General features: G+C 59.6%; 16 protein-coding genes. 4 read left to right on the top strand and 12 right to left on the bottom strand.

What is annotated here, in order from left to right; genetic code table 11:
• Positions 1–41: 41 nt before the first annotated feature.
• The 4 genes from GOV53_RS02890 to GOV53_RS02875 are packed head-to-tail and all read right to left on the bottom strand — an operon-like array spanning position 42 to position 2,046.
• A complete protein-coding gene (locus GOV53_RS02890; protein WP_068334771.1) occupies positions 42–230 on the bottom strand; it encodes a ubiquinol-cytochrome c reductase iron-sulfur subunit N-terminal domain-containing protein in 189 nt (62 codons plus the stop codon).
• A 58-nt stretch (positions 231–288) separates the two neighbouring features.
• Positions 289–900, bottom strand: coding sequence for a TorD/DmsD family molecular chaperone (locus GOV53_RS02885; RefSeq protein WP_170464176.1), 612 nt, complete (start codon positions 898–900; stop codon positions 289–291).
• Between the two features lie 4 nt (positions 901–904).
• Positions 905–1,495: a DUF3306 domain-containing protein gene (locus tag GOV53_RS02880; protein WP_170464174.1), complete on the bottom strand. Its 591-nt coding sequence runs from the start codon at positions 1,493–1,495 to the stop codon at positions 905–907.
• The gene (locus GOV53_RS02875; RefSeq protein WP_170464172.1) at positions 1,492–2,046 is read right to left on the bottom strand and encodes a DUF3305 domain-containing protein; all 555 of its coding nucleotides are present in this window, start codon (positions 2,044–2,046) and stop codon (positions 1,492–1,494) included. Before GOV53_RS02875 ends, GOV53_RS02880 begins: the two co-directional genes overlap by 4 nt.
• A 252-nt stretch (positions 2,047–2,298) precedes the next feature.
• On the opposite strand from GOV53_RS02875, the gene GOV53_RS02870 reads away from it, so the two are divergent.
• Complete coding sequence (locus GOV53_RS02870) at positions 2,299–4,251, top strand: 4Fe-4S binding protein (RefSeq protein WP_170464170.1); 1,953 nt, start codon at positions 2,299–2,301, stop codon at positions 4,249–4,251.
• Here the strand turns inward: GOV53_RS02870 and GOV53_RS02865 are convergent.
• Entirely contained in the window at positions 4,245–4,973 is a 729-nt protein-coding gene (locus GOV53_RS02865; RefSeq protein ID WP_170464167.1) for a c-type cytochrome, read from the bottom strand. The two genes, GOV53_RS02870 and GOV53_RS02865, sit on opposite strands and share 7 nt — an antisense overlap.
• A 132-nt stretch (positions 4,974–5,105) precedes the next feature.
• Here GOV53_RS02865 and GOV53_RS02860 point away from each other — a divergent pair, with 132 nt between their 5' ends.
• From GOV53_RS02860 to GOV53_RS02850, 3 genes are read left to right on the top strand one after another with little or no spacing between them, the layout of a single operon-like run.
• Entirely contained in the window at positions 5,106–6,167 is a 1,062-nt protein-coding gene (locus GOV53_RS02860; protein ID WP_170464165.1) for an Mrp/NBP35 family ATP-binding protein, read from the top strand.
• A complete protein-coding gene (locus tag GOV53_RS02855) occupies positions 6,164–6,862 on the top strand; it encodes a biotin/lipoate--protein ligase family protein (RefSeq protein ID WP_170464163.1) in 699 nt (232 codons plus the stop codon). Before GOV53_RS02860 ends, GOV53_RS02855 begins: the two co-directional genes overlap by 4 nt.
• Complete coding sequence (locus GOV53_RS02850) at positions 6,859–7,338, top strand: DUF6505 family protein (RefSeq protein WP_170464161.1); 480 nt, start codon at positions 6,859–6,861, stop codon at positions 7,336–7,338. The genes GOV53_RS02855 and GOV53_RS02850 overlap by 4 nt, the downstream gene beginning before the upstream one ends.
• Before the next feature lie 3 nt (positions 7,339–7,341).
• On the opposite strand, the gene GOV53_RS02845 is transcribed toward GOV53_RS02850, so the two are convergent.
• From GOV53_RS02845 to GOV53_RS02815, 7 genes are all read right to left on the bottom strand, one after another.
• Positions 7,342–7,842 carry a flavin reductase family protein gene (locus GOV53_RS02845; RefSeq protein WP_170464159.1) on the bottom strand — a complete coding sequence of 167 codons (501 nt, stop codon included), beginning with the start codon at positions 7,840–7,842 and terminating at the stop codon, positions 7,342–7,344.
• A gap of 89 nt (positions 7,843–7,931) precedes the next feature.
• A complete protein-coding gene (locus GOV53_RS02840; RefSeq protein WP_170464157.1) occupies positions 7,932–9,344 on the bottom strand; it encodes a 3'-5' exonuclease in 1,413 nt (470 codons plus the stop codon).
• A gap of 1 nt (position 9,345) precedes the next feature.
• The gene (locus GOV53_RS02835) at positions 9,346–9,864 is read right to left on the bottom strand and encodes a hypothetical protein (protein ID WP_170421560.1); all 519 of its coding nucleotides are present in this window, start codon (positions 9,862–9,864) and stop codon (positions 9,346–9,348) included.
• A gap of 49 nt (positions 9,865–9,913) precedes the next feature.
• Positions 9,914–11,737, bottom strand: coding sequence for a DUF294 nucleotidyltransferase-like domain-containing protein (locus GOV53_RS02830; RefSeq protein ID WP_170464155.1), 1,824 nt, complete (start codon positions 11,735–11,737; stop codon positions 9,914–9,916).
• Between the two features lie 109 nt (positions 11,738–11,846).
• Positions 11,847–13,631 (bottom strand): sodium:solute symporter family protein, encoded by a 1,785-nt coding sequence (locus GOV53_RS02825; protein ID WP_170421553.1) that lies wholly within the window; start codon positions 13,629–13,631, stop codon positions 11,847–11,849.
• Between the two features lie 5 nt (positions 13,632–13,636).
• A complete protein-coding gene (locus tag GOV53_RS02820; protein ID WP_170464152.1) occupies positions 13,637–13,921 on the bottom strand; it encodes a DUF4212 domain-containing protein in 285 nt (94 codons plus the stop codon).
• Between the two features lie 179 nt (positions 13,922–14,100).
• Positions 14,101–14,784, bottom strand: a complete 684-nt coding sequence (locus GOV53_RS02815; protein WP_170464150.1) for an adenylate kinase — start codon at positions 14,782–14,784, stop codon at positions 14,101–14,103.

The raw sequence follows: 14,784 nt of genomic DNA, 5'->3' as shown, positions 1-14,784 counted from the left end.
GGGCCAATCGCAACCGTCAGTCGGGTGTGACCTCGTCCGGTTTAGAACCGGGCGCTGTCGAGGTAAGCGCGCGTGTGCGCGGTGTCCTGCATCCGGGTTTCGTCCGTCGGCAGCTCGGCTGCTTCGGCCTGTCCGGTCAGGCTGGCTGCGGCGACAGCAGCGGGCGCTGCGGTTCCGGCCAGTTTGAGGAAGTCGCGGCGGGTTGCGCCTTCTTCCTTGGTCTTGCTCATGGGCTTCTCCTTTCCCATTTGCGATCTAGCGCCAATTCGGGCGCTGGCGATTGGCGGGCTATGCCGCCGTCATTCGGAAGGCTTCGCGCTCGATCTCCATGAACACCCGACCGGCAGTACCGATCGAGGCATAGAGAACCGAGTTCTCAGCGCCTTCCAAATCCGAATAGAAATGTGTGGCCCAAGGGCCGATATGTTTGCTCCAGAACACCTTCTGGTCTTCCAGCGAGGCTGTAGAGCCAAAGCGTCCGACGATCATTCCGGCCATCATCTCCATCAGCGAAGCGATATTGTCTTCCGGCTCGAACACGTTCTGGGCGCGGGTGATCCCGCGCGCGGCCATGTCGTTGCGCAACTGGGCCAGAGGCTTCTCGTTCAGGAAACCCGTCAGGTAGAAACTGGCATAAGGCAGCAACTCCCCACGACCCAGTCCAATGAACAGGGCATTGAATTCGCGTTCCGCAGCTGCAGGCTTCGTCACCTTGGCGACGCGCGCCATGGCTTGAATAGCCTGTCCCAGATCGGTGTCATCGCCGGACAGGCCGGACACTTGATCCAACAACAGCTGATCCGGCGGGGCAGACAGAAGCAGCCCGAGGAAGTTGTAGAAATCCGCGCGCAGGCGATCCTCGGCCGAGACTTCGATCTGTTGCGCTTCGCTTGCGGTCATAGAGTTATCCTTCGAATTCAAATTTCATGCGGCGCGGGGCAGGGGCGGCCTCGGCCTCTTCCAGCGCTTCAGTGGTGGTCCCGGGTTCCTCGGCGACTGCCGCCACGGCCAGCTCGGGCTCTGGTGTTTCGTCTGCGATTGGTTCTTCCGAAGGCTCGTCCGCTTCAGGTGTTTCGTCTGCGGTCTCTTCGGCTTCGGCAGCCAACGCTTCGACATGGGCCAGCATGCCCTTGCCAACCTGATAGGCGGTCTGCAGGTTTTCGATCACGCAGGCGGCATCGGTGTAGTCCTCGCCATAGTCCACCAGACCGTCGACATTCGCCAACACAGGGTTCAACCGCCAAAGGCGTCGCAAAGCCCGTCGGCGCAAACGGTCTGGGACGGCCTTGGCCATGAAACCCGACACGTCATCTCCGGCCTGCAGCTGGTCCGGGTCGGGCAGATTCAACTCTGTCAATATCTCGGCGTCTGATTTTTCTTCCAGCTCGGCCTGACGCGCAGCAATGGTCTGTTGTTCAACCGCGACAACCTCGGCCTCAGCTTCGGCCTGAACGGCGGCCTTGCGGCGTGACCAGAAATCGCGGGCTTCGGTCATTGCACGATCCTCCGCGGCGCGCGGTAGACGTCCGAGACCTGACGGATACGTGCGTCCCCTTTTCCGTCCTCAACCAGATCGGTTCGCTTCTTATCGCGGCGGCGTTTGATGAACACCTCGTCGCGATGATGCTTGAGCGTAAAGTCCCGGACCCAGGCGATCAGCCCCTCGGTCATGGGAATCTTTTCGACGATCTCTTCGCCGGTATCTGCGTAATCCTGACCTTCGAAGGGGGATGCGGTGACCAACACCGCGTTCAAGGGCTGGTCGCCCTTCAGTTCGTCCCGCAGCACAAGGTAGATTGACGGCAGAGTGTCTGAGAGGTTGACCAGATAGGCCTCAGTTTCATCGGCCCACAAGGTCAGGGGCAGGGTCGCTGCGTGATACTCTACGGCCTCGCCTTCGCGGCGCATTTCAAGCCAGTCAGCCGGAGCTGCTCCGGGCAGCACGGCAACGGCCCGCCAATTCCATTTTGCCCAGCGGGTTACACCGGGTGTTTTGCGCACGACGACGCCGATTGGCATTTCAATCTGACTTGCGGCCTTGGCCACGGGCTCCTCCCCGGAAAGCTCTCCCCTGCCTTCCCTTGCGTCCACTATGGTACACAAAGCGCTTGAGTGCCAAGCCTACGTGTTACGACCTTAGTCGTAAGGGGCGATAGCAAAACGGTGATCTCCGCGTGCACATGCCTGTTTTTACTGGTCAGAGCGGTGTTTTTTTGGGGTTTGCGCGTGGTGCGGTCAAACCCTTTACATTGCGGGAGAGGGGATACAGCCTACTTCGCTAAGAGGCGGAGGGAAATCATGAGCACAAAACTACTGCTATGCGACTGCGCGGGGTCTCAGGCGATCGACGCTGACACGATCGCAACGGCCTGCGATGTGGCGTGTTCAAAGGTTCACACCGCGCTTTGCACGCGTGAGTTGGAAGCGGCAGCGGTGGCCTTGCAGGACGGGAGCACCATCATCGCCTGCGGGCAAGAGCAAGAGGTGTTTCAGGCCCTTGCGGAAGAGGTGAATGCAGACGCACCCGGTTTTGTAGACCTGCGCGATAGAGCCGGGTGGTCGGACCAGGGCGCAGATGCCGCCCCCAAGATGGCCGCGCTGGCCGCCGAAGCGCTGCTACCGCAACCGGTGACGCCCAGCGTGGATGTCTTTAGCGAGGGCACTTGCCTGATTATCGGCCCTGGTGACGTCGCCTTTGCCTTGGCAGACCGACTGGCAGATACGCTCGCCGTTACGGTTCTGGTTACCGATCCGTCAGAGCCGATGTCGCGCGCCTATGATGTGGTGCGTGGCCGCGTCGCCGCGCTGTCCGGCGCGTTGGGAGGATTCACCCTGCGTCTGGACGCGTTTCAACAGCTTGAACCTGGTGGGCGCGGGGCATTTACATGGACCGAGGCACGGGACAAGGCGCAATCTGCTTGCGACATTGTTCTGGACCTGGCAGGCGATACGCCACTTGTGCAGGCTCCGGCCAAGCGCGAAGGCTATCTGCGCGCCGATCCCAAAGATGCGGTGTCGGTCGAACGGCTCGCATTTGAGGTGGCCCAACTGGTCGGGACCTTCGAAAAACCGCTTTACGTCCGGATGGAGGAAACGCTGTGCGCCCATTCGCGGGCCGAGCAGGTCGCCTGTACGAATTGCCTTGATATTTGTCCCACGGGTGCGATCACTTCGGCTGGCGAACATGTCGAGATTGATCCGATGATCTGCGCGGGGTGCGGGTCATGCGCTGCCGTTTGTCCGTCTACCGCGATCACCTATGAGGATCCGCCTGTTTCTGCATTGCTGTCGCGCATGCATATCCTGGCACGCACATTTAGGCGTGCCGGTGGTACCGCGCCGCGGTTGTTGGTTCATGACGCACACGGGGCCGAGATGATCCGTCTGGCCGCTCGGTTTGGCCGGGGCTTGCCTGCTGATGTGATCCCATTGGAGCTGAGCGTGATTTCCGGCTTTGGCCATTCCGAGATGTTGGCCGGTTTGGCGCATGGTTTTGCGCGGGTGGACGTGCTGTTGGCCCCGACCACCGAACGGGACGCACTGGATCGCGAGGTGGCCATGGCCCAAGCAATTGCAGGGTCGGATGCCTTGGGCGTCTTGGATGAGGCAGACCCTGATGCACTGTCCGATATCCTTTACGGCCAACAGGTTCCGCCACCCTTGACCGATCCGGTTTTGCCCTTGGGCAACCGCCGCCAGATCGCGCGGCTGGCTGCACAGGCGTTGAATCCACAGGCCGACATGCCTCTGCCTCTGCCTGAGAACGCACCCTACGGGGCGGTCGCAGTGGATACAGATGCCTGTACTTTGTGCCTCAGCTGCGTGTCGCTGTGTCCCTCGGGTGCGTTGATCGATAACCCGGACAAACCGCAATTGAACTTCCAGCAGGATGCCTGCCTGCAATGCGGATTGTGTAAGGGCATCTGCCCCGAAGATGCGATCACTTTGGTACCGCAGCTTGACCTGAGCGATGCGGCCCTGTCGCAGCAGGTGCTGAACGAGGAAGAACCCTTCGCCTGCATTGAATGCGGCGCTCTGTTTGGTGTGAAATCCACCGTGGAACGGATCATGGAGAAACTTGCGGGTACGCATCCGATGTTTGCAACCTCGGACAAGGCACGGATGATCCAGATGTGTGACAATTGCCGTGTGAACGCGCAGTTCCAGCAACAGGACAACCCGTTCCAGTCCAACCCGAAACCACGCGTCGTGACCACCGACGACTATTTCTCAAAACGAAAGGATCACTGAAGCTGCAGCGGGTCCCCAAGATCCGCGGCGCTAATGACCGAGACAAAAGCCAGAATGGCTTCAAGATCGTCCAACGTCATCTCGACCGGCACAATGGGCGACGGGCGCTGGGGATCGAACGGAGGGGTCAATCCGTCAATCTGCGTAAAAGAGGGGTGGGGGTTGAGTGCAAAGAAAGCCTCGAACCGTTCCGACCAATCCGGCATCGCGCGCAAGACTGCGAACGAAGGGGTGGACCCCAGACCATTCAACCGGTTCTTGGGTCCGATCACATGGCACCGTCCGCAATGGGTCATCGACAATTCCTCGCCGCGCTTGGCATCCCCGTCGATCACCGTTTCGGCTTCCACAACGGCGACTTCGAAACTGGCCGAGAAAGGCGTGCCCTGGTCTGGCGCAAAGCTCTCGATTGTCCGTTTGCCAATATCGGACAGCAGCCAGTCGCGGAACCGTTCATGTTTGGCGTCCTCGCCGATCCGCAGGTGATAGATCACACCATTCCGCGCAAAGACGGGATCCCCCGGCGGCGCAGTTTCCAGAACCAAAACGCCGCCATCTTCCGCAATAACCCGTATCCCGGTCTTGAGAGAAAAGCGTGGAAGAATATGTTGCAACAGACCGGAGTCGGCAACTTCTTCAGGCGCGGCCAGACCAATTGCCTCTTGTGACCAAGAGGGGGTGGCAGTGAGCGTCAGGCTCAGGCACAAAAGGACAAAGCGCATAGCCCAACCTAACGGCACGGCACCAAATGCGTCAAATGAACGAAAAGAGACGGAGACACATGCAATGAACGGCAACCACAGATTGTCGATACGCAGAACCCCAGTAGCCGGGTTCCAACAGGAGAATGACGCATGAGTGTCCGTGACGCGGTTCTTGCGAACCTGAGAAAGATTACAGATCCGGTTTCCGGACAGGACATTGTCAGCGCTGGCGTTGTTCGAGCGCTGAATGTCGAAGGCGACACCGTACGCTTTGTACTGGAGATCGACCCCAAACAGGCTGAGCGGATGGAACCCGTCCGTGCCGCTGCCGAGAAGGCGGCGCAACTGGTGGATGGCGTGTCGAACGTATCAGCCATGCTGACGGCGCATTCCGACAAGACTCCACCGGATCTGAAGCCCAAGCCTAAGCCCTCGCAAACCGGCCCGCAGGCAGTGCCGGGCGTGGACCGAATTATCGCCGTTGCCTCGGGCAAGGGCGGCGTTGGTAAGTCGACCGTGTCTGCAAACTTGGCCTGCGCTCTGGCCGCCGAGGGCCGCCGGGTTGGTCTGCTGGATGCTGACGTTTACGGCCCTTCACAGCCTCGGATGTTGGGCGTCTCGGGTCGCCCTGCCAGCCCTGATGGCAAGACCATTCTGCCTTTGCGCAATCACGGCGTCACGATGATGTCGATGGGGTTGATGACCAATGAAGGGCAGGCCGTTGTCTGGCGCGGTCCGATGCTGATGGGTGCGCTGCAACAGATGATGGGGCAGGTACAGTGGGGCGCGTTGGACGTCTTGATTGTCGACCTGCCGCCCGGCACCGGGGACGTACAGCTGACGCTGAGCCAGAAGTTTCAGGTGGACGGCGCAATTGTCGTATCCACGCCGCAGGACGTGGCCTTGATCGATGCCCGCAAAGGGATCGACATGTTTAACCAGCTCAAGACGCCAATCCTTGGGATGATCGAAAACATGTCGACGCATATCTGTTCGAACTGTGGCCACGAAGAACATGTTTTCGGCCATGGAGGCGTTGCCTCCGAGGCGCAGGCGCTGGGTGTTCCGCTGTTGGGTGAAATCCCGCTGCACCTGGATATCCGTGTTGCCGCGGACGGTGGCGCTCCGATCGTGGTCAGCAAGCCTGACAGTGCGCAGGCCGAGTCGTTCCGCAAGATCGCGCGCGACCTGATCGCACAGGGCAACGCATGAGCGAGCCAGTCTTTCCCCCTTTGCTGACGGGCCATCCGGTGCAGGGCGGGGAAGACCCGTTCGACCGCGCTCAGGCCATGGCCGCACTGGGCTGTGATGCGGGCACCGTGGTCTACAGCATTCAGGCCGACCGGGTGCGCGCGGCGATTGTCTTTGCTCCGGAAGTTGCGTTGCAGGATGCGATGGCCATGCTGCCACTTTGCGCGGTTGGGTTCCAGAACGCACTGGGTGCGCTGGCTCCGCCCGAGGTTGCGGTTCATCTGGGTTGGGACGGTTTGATCTGTGTAAACGGTGCAAAATGCGGGGTTTTCCGTGTCGCTGCTTCGGGTACCGACCCACAGGCAGAGCCGGACTGGCTGATTGTCGGATGGGAACTGGCGCTGCTACAGACCAGCGATGCGCCGGGAGAAAATCCGGATGTCACTGCGCTGTATGACGAAGGCTGCGCCGATGTCTCGGCGACGCAGCTTGTGGAAAGCTGGTCGCGGCATATGCTGACATGGCTCAATCGCTGGCAGGAAGAGGGCAACGCCCCCCTGCATGGCGAATGGATGGGCCTGTTGCGCGGGGTTGGGGAACCTTTTGGTGAAACGGGTGTGTTTCTGGGCACGGATGAACGTTTCGGGATGCTGATCCGTCAGGGTTCGGACACACTACTGCGCCCGCTGATGGAATTGTTGGAGAACGGAAAATGAAACTGGCCCGCGCAATCCATTTCGATGAAAGCGACATGAACGTCTTCCACTCACCGGCTCGGACCGGTGAGTGGTGCATCTCCGGCGGGTTTGAATTTTCGAACTGGGGCGAGGGCGATCTTGAGGGCAAGGCGCGACAAGCCTTTGCCAACGGTTGGCTGGGGGTCGAGACCTTTGGCCGCGTCACCTTTGTTGCGGTCACTCAGGTGGAACCGGCCGAGGTGGATCAGATCGCGCAAAACCTGGCTGAGCATTTCGTGCAGCTTTACGGCGCGCCATCGGTTGAGGCCGCAATGGATGTCGCCCGCGCCGAAATCGCTCATATGTCTGAACTGTGTGACGAGCATGGCCCGAACACTTTGCTGACCGTATCGCGCGAATTGTCAGATGCAGGTGTGCGCGAGGCGTTTCGTGTCATCACTCCGCAAGAAACCCAGCTCGAGGCTCTGGCCGTTCATGGGTCGCTGGACGAGTAACCGTCAGATCAGATCTGCAAAACCTCCAAACTGGCCGCGCTTGAAAATCAGGCCCTTGCCAGTGCGGTACATCGCGTGCTGAACGTGGCCGACGAGGATTAGATGGTCGCCTGCGTCGTGACGCGCGTGCAATTGACAGTCGAACCGGGCCAGACATCCGGATAGTTGTGGTCGGCCCGTGTCATCCTGCGACCATTCAGCATGGGAAAAATCCTTGCCGTCGCGTGCAAAGCGCAGGGCCTGATCCTGTTGATCTTCGGCCATGACATGGATCGAATAGTGCTGGCTGGCGTTGAAATCGTCGAACCGGTTCGAGTCTTTGGCCAAGCACCACAAGACAAGCGGTGGGTCCAGAGAGACGGATGTGAACGAGTTGACCGTGATCGCCCGCGGCCCTTGCTCGGAATCGGTGGTGATTACCGTCACGCCGGTTCCAAAACACCCCAACGCCTCGCGAAAAGCTGTGCTTTGATCGGGGGTAGGGGTAAAGTGTTTTTCCGTCATGTCGCGTTCATCCCGTAACCGCGCCTCAGGTGCCACGGCGCGCCGGGTTTGTCCATGAAAAGCTGCGTTTAGCTTGTGAGTTTTCCGGACTAGTTCAGGTCTTCCAGCAGTCGGCCATGTTGACGCGTTGCCTCAATCACCAGGCCAAATGTCGTCATGCCGCGTGCCTGCAACATCGGCAGCATTCGCACCAAAGCTTCGGCGGTGGCAACAGCGTCGCCCAAGGCGGTGTGGCGCAGCTCGGGCGGGATGGTGATGTCGAGCCGGTCGCACAGCGCGTCCAGTGTATGTTTGTCGCTGGCTCCGAACAGCACTGCGGACAACAGGACCGTATCCAGAATGGGGTGGTCCCACTCGACATCCATGCGTTTGGCGTGGCGGCGCAAAAACGCCATATCGAAAGGCGCATTGTGCGCCACGATGACAGCGTTGCGCGCAAACTGGTGTAGCACGCGACCGGCCTGAGCAATATCGGGGGCCCCCTGAACCATGCGGTCGTTGATCTTGTGCACTTTGGTCGAAGCCGGAGGGATCGGTATGCCGGGATCAACCAGCATATCCAGTCGCTCTCCGTCTACGATCCTACCGTTGACAACCCGCACGGCACCGATCTGAACGATCTCGTCCTTGTGCGGCAGCAGCCCGGTTGTCTCGGTGTCAAAGACGACAAAGCACAGATCCGGAAGGGCCAGATTTTCGAATGCATCATCGGTGCGCGCGTTCAGCAGGTTGAAGTCGTAGACCAAAGGGCGCGCGGCATCGGGTGCGATGTTTGCGGCGCTCTCGTCAAAAATCAGCATGTAACCGGGTGCGCTTCCCAATGGCTTCATGCGCGCGCGATAGCTTTGCGCGCCATCGATGCTGGACAGCGTGCAGGCGACTTCAAGCCCGGTTTTTATCAGCTTTGCGTGGGCCTGTTCCAGCATTTCGGGTGCCAGGTATTCGAACAAAGAAGCGTTCAGCCGGGGATGCGCAATCTGGGCCAGAACTTCGGCTGCCTGACCGTCATATAGAACGATCTTGTGCGTGGGGCTGGCCAACAACATGGCGACAGGGATGTCGGTCAGAAGTGCTGTAAGCCGCTGTTTTTCCGCCGCTAGATGTGCCGTTTCTTCTGCAACGGCCTGCGCGACATCCATCGTTTTGTCCGACAACTGGTCCGCCAGTCCGGCGGCAGCTGGGGCCAGATCGCCCAGATAGCGGGCGGCCTGGGTATCGACCTCGGTGTTGACCCCCGCATGAGCGCGCGCACGTAGCTGCGCTGAAATCCGTTCGATCGGCTTGGCAACGTTGTCGTCGAACAACAGCCAAACGGCTGCGGTCAAAGCCAAAAACCCAAAGGCCATGACGATTTCTGCAAATATGAAGGCGTCAACCAAATCAGGGTCCGCAACACGGCGGTAACTGATCCATAGCGCCAGAGAGCTGACGGCCAGCGCACCTACGGCCAGCAGGCAGAAGAACAGGAAAATTCGCAGACGCAGGCTCAACCGGGTCAGCATGTTACACTCCGCAGGTTGCCTCGACGATGGGGTCGTTGGCGGTCACGTCGATCCAATCGGCATTCAACAGGCGACCGTCATCGGCAAACTCGGCCCCGTCAATAAGATTGGCGCGGCTGAAACTTTCGCAGTTGACCGCAACCGGCAGTTTCGAAACCGGGGCCCAGCGGCCAAAGAGGTACAGGTCTACCAGCCTTTGTTCAGGAACCTGATCGTTCTTGCGCACCGAGCTTGCATCAATAGCGGCAAAGCGGTCGACGAAGGGAACAGCATAAGTCCATGGGCGATAGAAGGCGCGGCTTTCGACCTCTTGGATCACGGCCATTCCTTCGGGCAGGGTATCGCGCGTGCGATCGTACCACGAATACTCGCTGGCTATCGTGACGCCGATCATGCCCAGACCAGCAGCAACCGGGGTCATCCAACGGGGCAGGCGGCCACCGGTCAGCTTGTTCAGCACCATCACGATACCGGCAAAGGCAAAGCCTGCAAAAATCGTGCCGATCAGTTCCAGAAACATCTATCTCTCCGTAGTTCAGACGTGGTCGCCTGCTATTTGTCTTGCGGCTTTAGCCCAACATTCCTTTGCCGTGGCCCACAGCCGATTGCATCGTTTTTACCACAACGAAGGCATCCCGTAGATGACTTCGCTCAAAGTCGGACAGGGCCGATGGCGGCAGGAAGTTGTCCGGCTTTTGGTCACCTTTCACCAGCCGGACCTGATGTTCCAGCCGTGTTTCTGCGATCAGGTCATAGGCATCCAGCAGATCCCGTGCGCCCGATGGGCTGAGGACGCCACCGGATGCGGCCGCTTTTAGCCGCGCACGGGTGTTGGCCTCGGTCAGTTGGCCCTGAAGGCTGTAGATACGTGCCAGATCGACGACTGGTACAACGCCATTATGCTTGAGGTCCAAGGTGTTACGGTGCTCTCCTGACCTAATAGTCGCGAAACCTCGCAACAGACCCAGCGGCGGGGTGTGCTTCAACGAGTTCGAGATCATATGCGCCACAAAGATCGAGTTCGCATTGGCTGCCGCCAGAGTTTCAGCCTGCAGATCGTCAAACAGGTGAAAGGCGCCGCCGATGGGGCGTAAGTCGAACATGACCGAGGCCAGCATCTGCGCCTCGGGGTTGGGTTTTGCGATCCAGCCTTTGAAGTAATCACGCCACACGCGAACAGGCTGACACCATCGCGGATTGGTCGCCATCATGTCGCCGGGGCAGTAGAAGTAGCCGCAGACATCCAGCCCGTCCGAGACATATTTTGCCAGCTCAGCAAAGTACTTCATATCCGCGTCGGTCACGCTGTCATCCAGCATCAGACAATTGTCCTGATCGGAGACGCCAGTTTGTTCCTGCCGTCCTTGCGAGCCGCAGGCCAGCCATAAGTAGGGAACAGGCGGCGGCCCCAGCTTTTCCTCGGCCAAAGCCAAAAGCCGGCGGGTCGCGGTGTCCGCGATATCGGTGATCAGGCGCGTGACGATCTCATGCCGGTTTCCGGATGCCACCAGTTGCACCAACAGCTGAGGGATTTCAGCGGTTACCGCCGCCATTTGCTCCGCCGAGTTCGCCTGTGCGATCCGGCGAACGAGTTCGGCCGAGTTCACCGCCTGATAATGCGTCAGGTCGGTCTGGGTCACGATCCCGACCAGGTGTCCGCCCTGACAGATCGGGATGTGGCCTATGCCACGCTCCATCATCACGTGCAGAACGTCCGAGCCGATATCGGATGGCGAAAGTGTAACTGGGTTCGTCGTCATGATCGCAGAGATGGGCGTCTCCGCTGGCATGCCGTCTGCTACGAATTTGCCCGAGATATCCCGCAGCGTGGCAATGCCAAGCAGGTCGTCTGCCTGTGTGACACACAGGGATGAGATGTGCTTGTCACGCATCATTCTGGCTGCGTCCTGAACCGGTGTTTCTGGCGGGCAGGTCGCAGGGTTATGGGCCATCAGAACGTCAATTGCACTTGTGGCCAGGCTCTGAGGGCCCGACCGGGTGGATCGCGTTCTGTTGAAGAATTTGGACACCACATCGTGCCCGTCAATCAGTTGCCGCACCAGATCAGGCGGCAGGACCAGCAGCACCGATGGCGTATGCGCCCGGGCCTTGGTGGCGGCTTTGCCGTCTTTCAGCAGCCCACGCTCGCCAAAGGAATTGCGCAAACCTAGATGAGATACGACGGCGTCGTTCTCATCGGTGATCTCAACTTGCCCCTCATAAATTACGAAAACGCCGGGCAGGGTGTGCCCAAGCTCGTACACCGAGCCGTCCTCTTCGACCTCCCAGACTTCGATCTGGTTTGCCACCTGCTCCAGCGCGTCTGGGGGCAGGGCGTCATAGGGGTGCACGGATTTCAGAAACCGGGTGATTTCGTCATGGGACAGGGGCATCATAACATCCTGGGCTTCCGGTTGAAAAATCCCGCCCGGTGGAGTGCCGGGCGGGAACAGTAGATCGAAAAACGCGGCACATGGAAACTAACCATATGCCGCATCATGCTCATTTATTCTGAGCTGCGCCCGCGCCACGGGGAATACGAACGCTTTCGACCAGATCTTTGATCTCCTGCGGAGTCTCTTTGGTCATACCGGCTACAACATATGCGACAGCAAAGTTGATCATCGCACCGATTGCGCCGAACGAGGTCGACTTGATCGGACCCAGAAGCGGGTCAGCATCGGTGAACGAGTTGGTGCCCGGAATGAACAGCCAGCCCTTGTGCAGGAAGATGTAGACCAGGGTTACGACCAGACCAGCCAGCATACCTGCGACCGCGCCGGTGTTGTTGATGCGGGTCGAGAAGATCCCCATCATCAGCGCCGGGAAGATCGAGGCAGCCGCCAGACCGAAGGCCAAGGCCACGGTTTGCGCCGCAAAGCCCGGTGGGTTCAGACCCAGATAGGTTGCAACCAGAATGGCCACGGCCATTGCGATCCGCGCCGCCAGAAGCTCTCCTTTTTCCGAGATCTGCGGGTTGATCGCACCTTTGACAAGGTCGTGGGACACCGCCGACGAAATCGCCAGCAACAGACCCGCAGCGGTCGACAGAGCGGCCGCAAGACCACCGGCAGCGACCAGACCGATTACCCAACCCGGCAGGTTGGCGATCTCGGGGTTGGCCAGAACCAGGATGTCGCGGTTGAACTTGGTCAGCTCGTTACCGACCCAGCCTTTTTCTTCCGCGATTGCCTGCATGTCGGCATTCTTGTCATTGTAGTACTGGATTTTGCCGTCGCCGTTCTTGTCTTCCCAGTCCAACAGACCGGTTTTCTGCCACGTCTGCATCCAGTCATAACGCGGATCGGTGTCGATCGCTTCGACCGAAACAGCGCCGCCCTCGATGCCACCATTGGGCCACATCATGTCGGTGATGTTCAGACGTGCCATTGCGCCAACCGCAGGGGCGGTCAGATACAGCAGAGCGATGAAGACCAGCGTCCAGCCAGCGGACCAGCGGGCGTCCGACACTTTAGGCACGGTGAAGAAGCGCATGATCACGTGCGGCAGACCAGCAGTACCGATCATCAGCGACAGCGTGAAGAGCACCATGTTCAGCGTGTTCGAGTGGTGTGCTGTATACTCGGCAAAGCCCAGCTCGGTCACGATTGCGTCCAGCTTGGTCAGCAGCGGCTCACCACTTGCAGTGTCGCTGAACAGACCCAGCGCCGGTACGGGCGTACCGGTCAGCTGCAGCGAAATGAAGATCGCCGGGATGGTGTAGGCGGTGATCAGCACGCAGTACTGAGCGACCTGAGTGTAGGTCACGCCTTTCATCCCGCCGAACACCGCGTAGGCAAACACCACACAGGCACCGATCAGCAGACCGGATGTGTTCGACACTTCAAGGAAGCGACCAAAGGCCACGCCGACGCCGGTCATCTGACCGATCACGTAGGTCACCGATGCAACGATCAGACAGATTACCGCAACAACACGTGCGGTCTGGCTGTAGAAACGGTCGCCGATGAATTCCGAGACGGTGTACTTACCGAACTTGCGCAGGTAGGGCGCAAGCAGCAGAGCCAGCAACACGTAGCCACCGGTCCAACCCATCAGGAAGGTCGAGTTGTCATAGCCGGTAAAGGCGATCAGGCCCGCCATCGAGATGAACGAGGCCGCGGACATCCAGTCCGCCGCTGTCGCCATGCCGTTGGTGACCGGGTGAACGCCGCGACCGGCGGCGTAGAATTCGGATGTGGAACCCGCTCGGGCCCAGATCGCGATGCCGATGTACAGCGCAAAGGACGCGCCAACAAACAGCAGGTTGATGGTAAACTGATCCATTCCGCTTACTCCTCATCCACGCCGAATTCGGCGTCCAGCTTGTTCATGCGCCAGGCGTAGTTGAAGATCAGCACCAGAAAGACCAGGATTGAGCCCTGTTGGGCGAACCAAAAGCCCAGATCGGTGCCGCCAACTTCGATGCCAGACAGCAGCGGACGCAGCAAGATGCCGAATCCAAAAGACACCAGCGCCCATATGGCTAGGCTGATGTAGATGAGGCGCAGGTTGGCCTGCCAATAGCCCTTATCGGCTTCGGCAGTCTGCGCGGAGTTTGTTGATTGATCCGCCATTGCGGGGTCCTCCTTCGCTTCCTCAATTGGCGGCTCGTGCCCAACTCCTCCAGTGCCTCGGCCGCTTCTTGGTTGTACCAAACGCCCCGTGACGCTCGGCAAAACTCCTCTGTTCCGCCAAGGCGGTTCATTGAAGTATCCTTTTGTGAGATCAAAGCCTTGCGGCTTATCTGCTCCCCTTAACTCATTGCGTTGCCAGCGATCTCCTCCAGATCACGGGCGATGTCTTCGATCTTGCCCATGGCATTTGTGCGTTTCAGCACGCCATGGCCGTCGTAATAGGTGATCAGCGGCGCAGTCTGTGCGTGATAGGCGGTCAGGCGTGAGGCTACTGTTTCCGCGTTATCGTCAGCACGCCGTTTGAACTCGGTGCTGCCGCAATTGTCGCATTTGCCCTCAACTGCGGGTGTTTTGAACCGGTCGTGGTAGCCTTCGCCGCACATCGCGCAGGTGTAGCGGCCCGATATACGGATGACCATTTCCGCGTCTTCAACCTCAAGGCTGATCGCCGCGCTGATCTTTTGGTTGTTTTCCGCAAGCAGTTCGTCCAGCGCCTCGGCCTGAACCGTTGTGCGCGGGAAACCGTCCAAAATGACGCCCTTGGCACAGTCCGGTTCGGCCATTCGATCGCGCAGGATGGCGATGACGATCTCGTCGCTGACCAGATCACCGGCCTCCATCACCGCTTTCGCGGCCTTGCCAGCCTCGGTCCCGGCGGCGACAGCGGCGCGCAGCAGGTCGCCGGTGCTAAGTTGAAGCAGCCCGAACTTTTCTTCAAGCATACGGGCTTGTGTGCCCTTCCCGGCGCCCGGAGGGCCGAGAAGGATCAGAACTGTGGGTGTGGTGATCGTGGCAGCGTCCAT

This window comes from Ruegeria arenilitoris (assembly GCF_013035315.1).
GTDB lineage: Bacteria > Pseudomonadota > Alphaproteobacteria > Rhodobacterales > Rhodobacteraceae > Ruegeria > Ruegeria arenilitoris_D.
Note: the sequence above shows the minus strand (reverse complement) of the source record. Positions and strands in the feature narration are given on the sequence as shown.

Excerpts from the sequence above, each read along its gene's own strand:
- GOV53_RS02890 (WP_068334771.1), bottom strand. The coding sequence starts at position 230 with ATGAGCAAGACCAAGGAAGAAGGCGCAACCCGCCGCGACTTCCTCAAA.
- GOV53_RS02885 (WP_170464176.1), bottom strand. The coding sequence starts at position 900 with ATGACCGCAAGCGAAGCGCAACAGATCGAAGTCTCGGCCGAGGATCGC.
- GOV53_RS02880 (WP_170464174.1), bottom strand. The coding sequence starts at position 1,495 with ATGACCGAAGCCCGCGATTTCTGGTCACGCCGCAAGGCCGCCGTTCAG.
- GOV53_RS02870 (WP_170464170.1), top strand. The coding sequence starts at position 2,299 with ATGAGCACAAAACTACTGCTATGCGACTGCGCGGGGTCTCAGGCGATC.
- GOV53_RS02865 (WP_170464167.1), bottom strand. The coding sequence starts at position 4,973 with ATGCGCTTTGTCCTTTTGTGCCTGAGCCTGACGCTCACTGCCACCCCC.
- GOV53_RS02860 (WP_170464165.1), top strand. The coding sequence starts at position 5,106 with ATGAGTGTCCGTGACGCGGTTCTTGCGAACCTGAGAAAGATTACAGAT.
- GOV53_RS02855 (WP_170464163.1), top strand. The coding sequence starts at position 6,164 with ATGAGCGAGCCAGTCTTTCCCCCTTTGCTGACGGGCCATCCGGTGCAG.
- GOV53_RS02850 (WP_170464161.1), top strand. The coding sequence starts at position 6,859 with ATGAAACTGGCCCGCGCAATCCATTTCGATGAAAGCGACATGAACGTC.
- GOV53_RS02845 (WP_170464159.1), bottom strand. The coding sequence starts at position 7,842 with ATGACGGAAAAACACTTTACCCCTACCCCCGATCAAAGCACAGCTTTT.
- GOV53_RS02840 (WP_170464157.1), bottom strand. The coding sequence starts at position 9,344 with ATGCTGACCCGGTTGAGCCTGCGTCTGCGAATTTTCCTGTTCTTCTGC.
- GOV53_RS02835 (WP_170421560.1), bottom strand. The coding sequence starts at position 9,864 with ATGTTTCTGGAACTGATCGGCACGATTTTTGCAGGCTTTGCCTTTGCC.
- GOV53_RS02830 (WP_170464155.1), bottom strand. The coding sequence starts at position 11,737 with ATGCCCCTGTCCCATGACGAAATCACCCGGTTTCTGAAATCCGTGCAC.
- GOV53_RS02825 (WP_170421553.1), bottom strand. The coding sequence starts at position 13,631 with ATGGATCAGTTTACCATCAACCTGCTGTTTGTTGGCGCGTCCTTTGCG.
- GOV53_RS02820 (WP_170464152.1), bottom strand. The coding sequence starts at position 13,921 with ATGGCGGATCAATCAACAAACTCCGCGCAGACTGCCGAAGCCGATAAG.
- GOV53_RS02815 (WP_170464150.1), bottom strand. The coding sequence starts at position 14,784 with ATGGACGCTGCCACGATCACCACACCCACAGTTCTGATCCTTCTCGGC.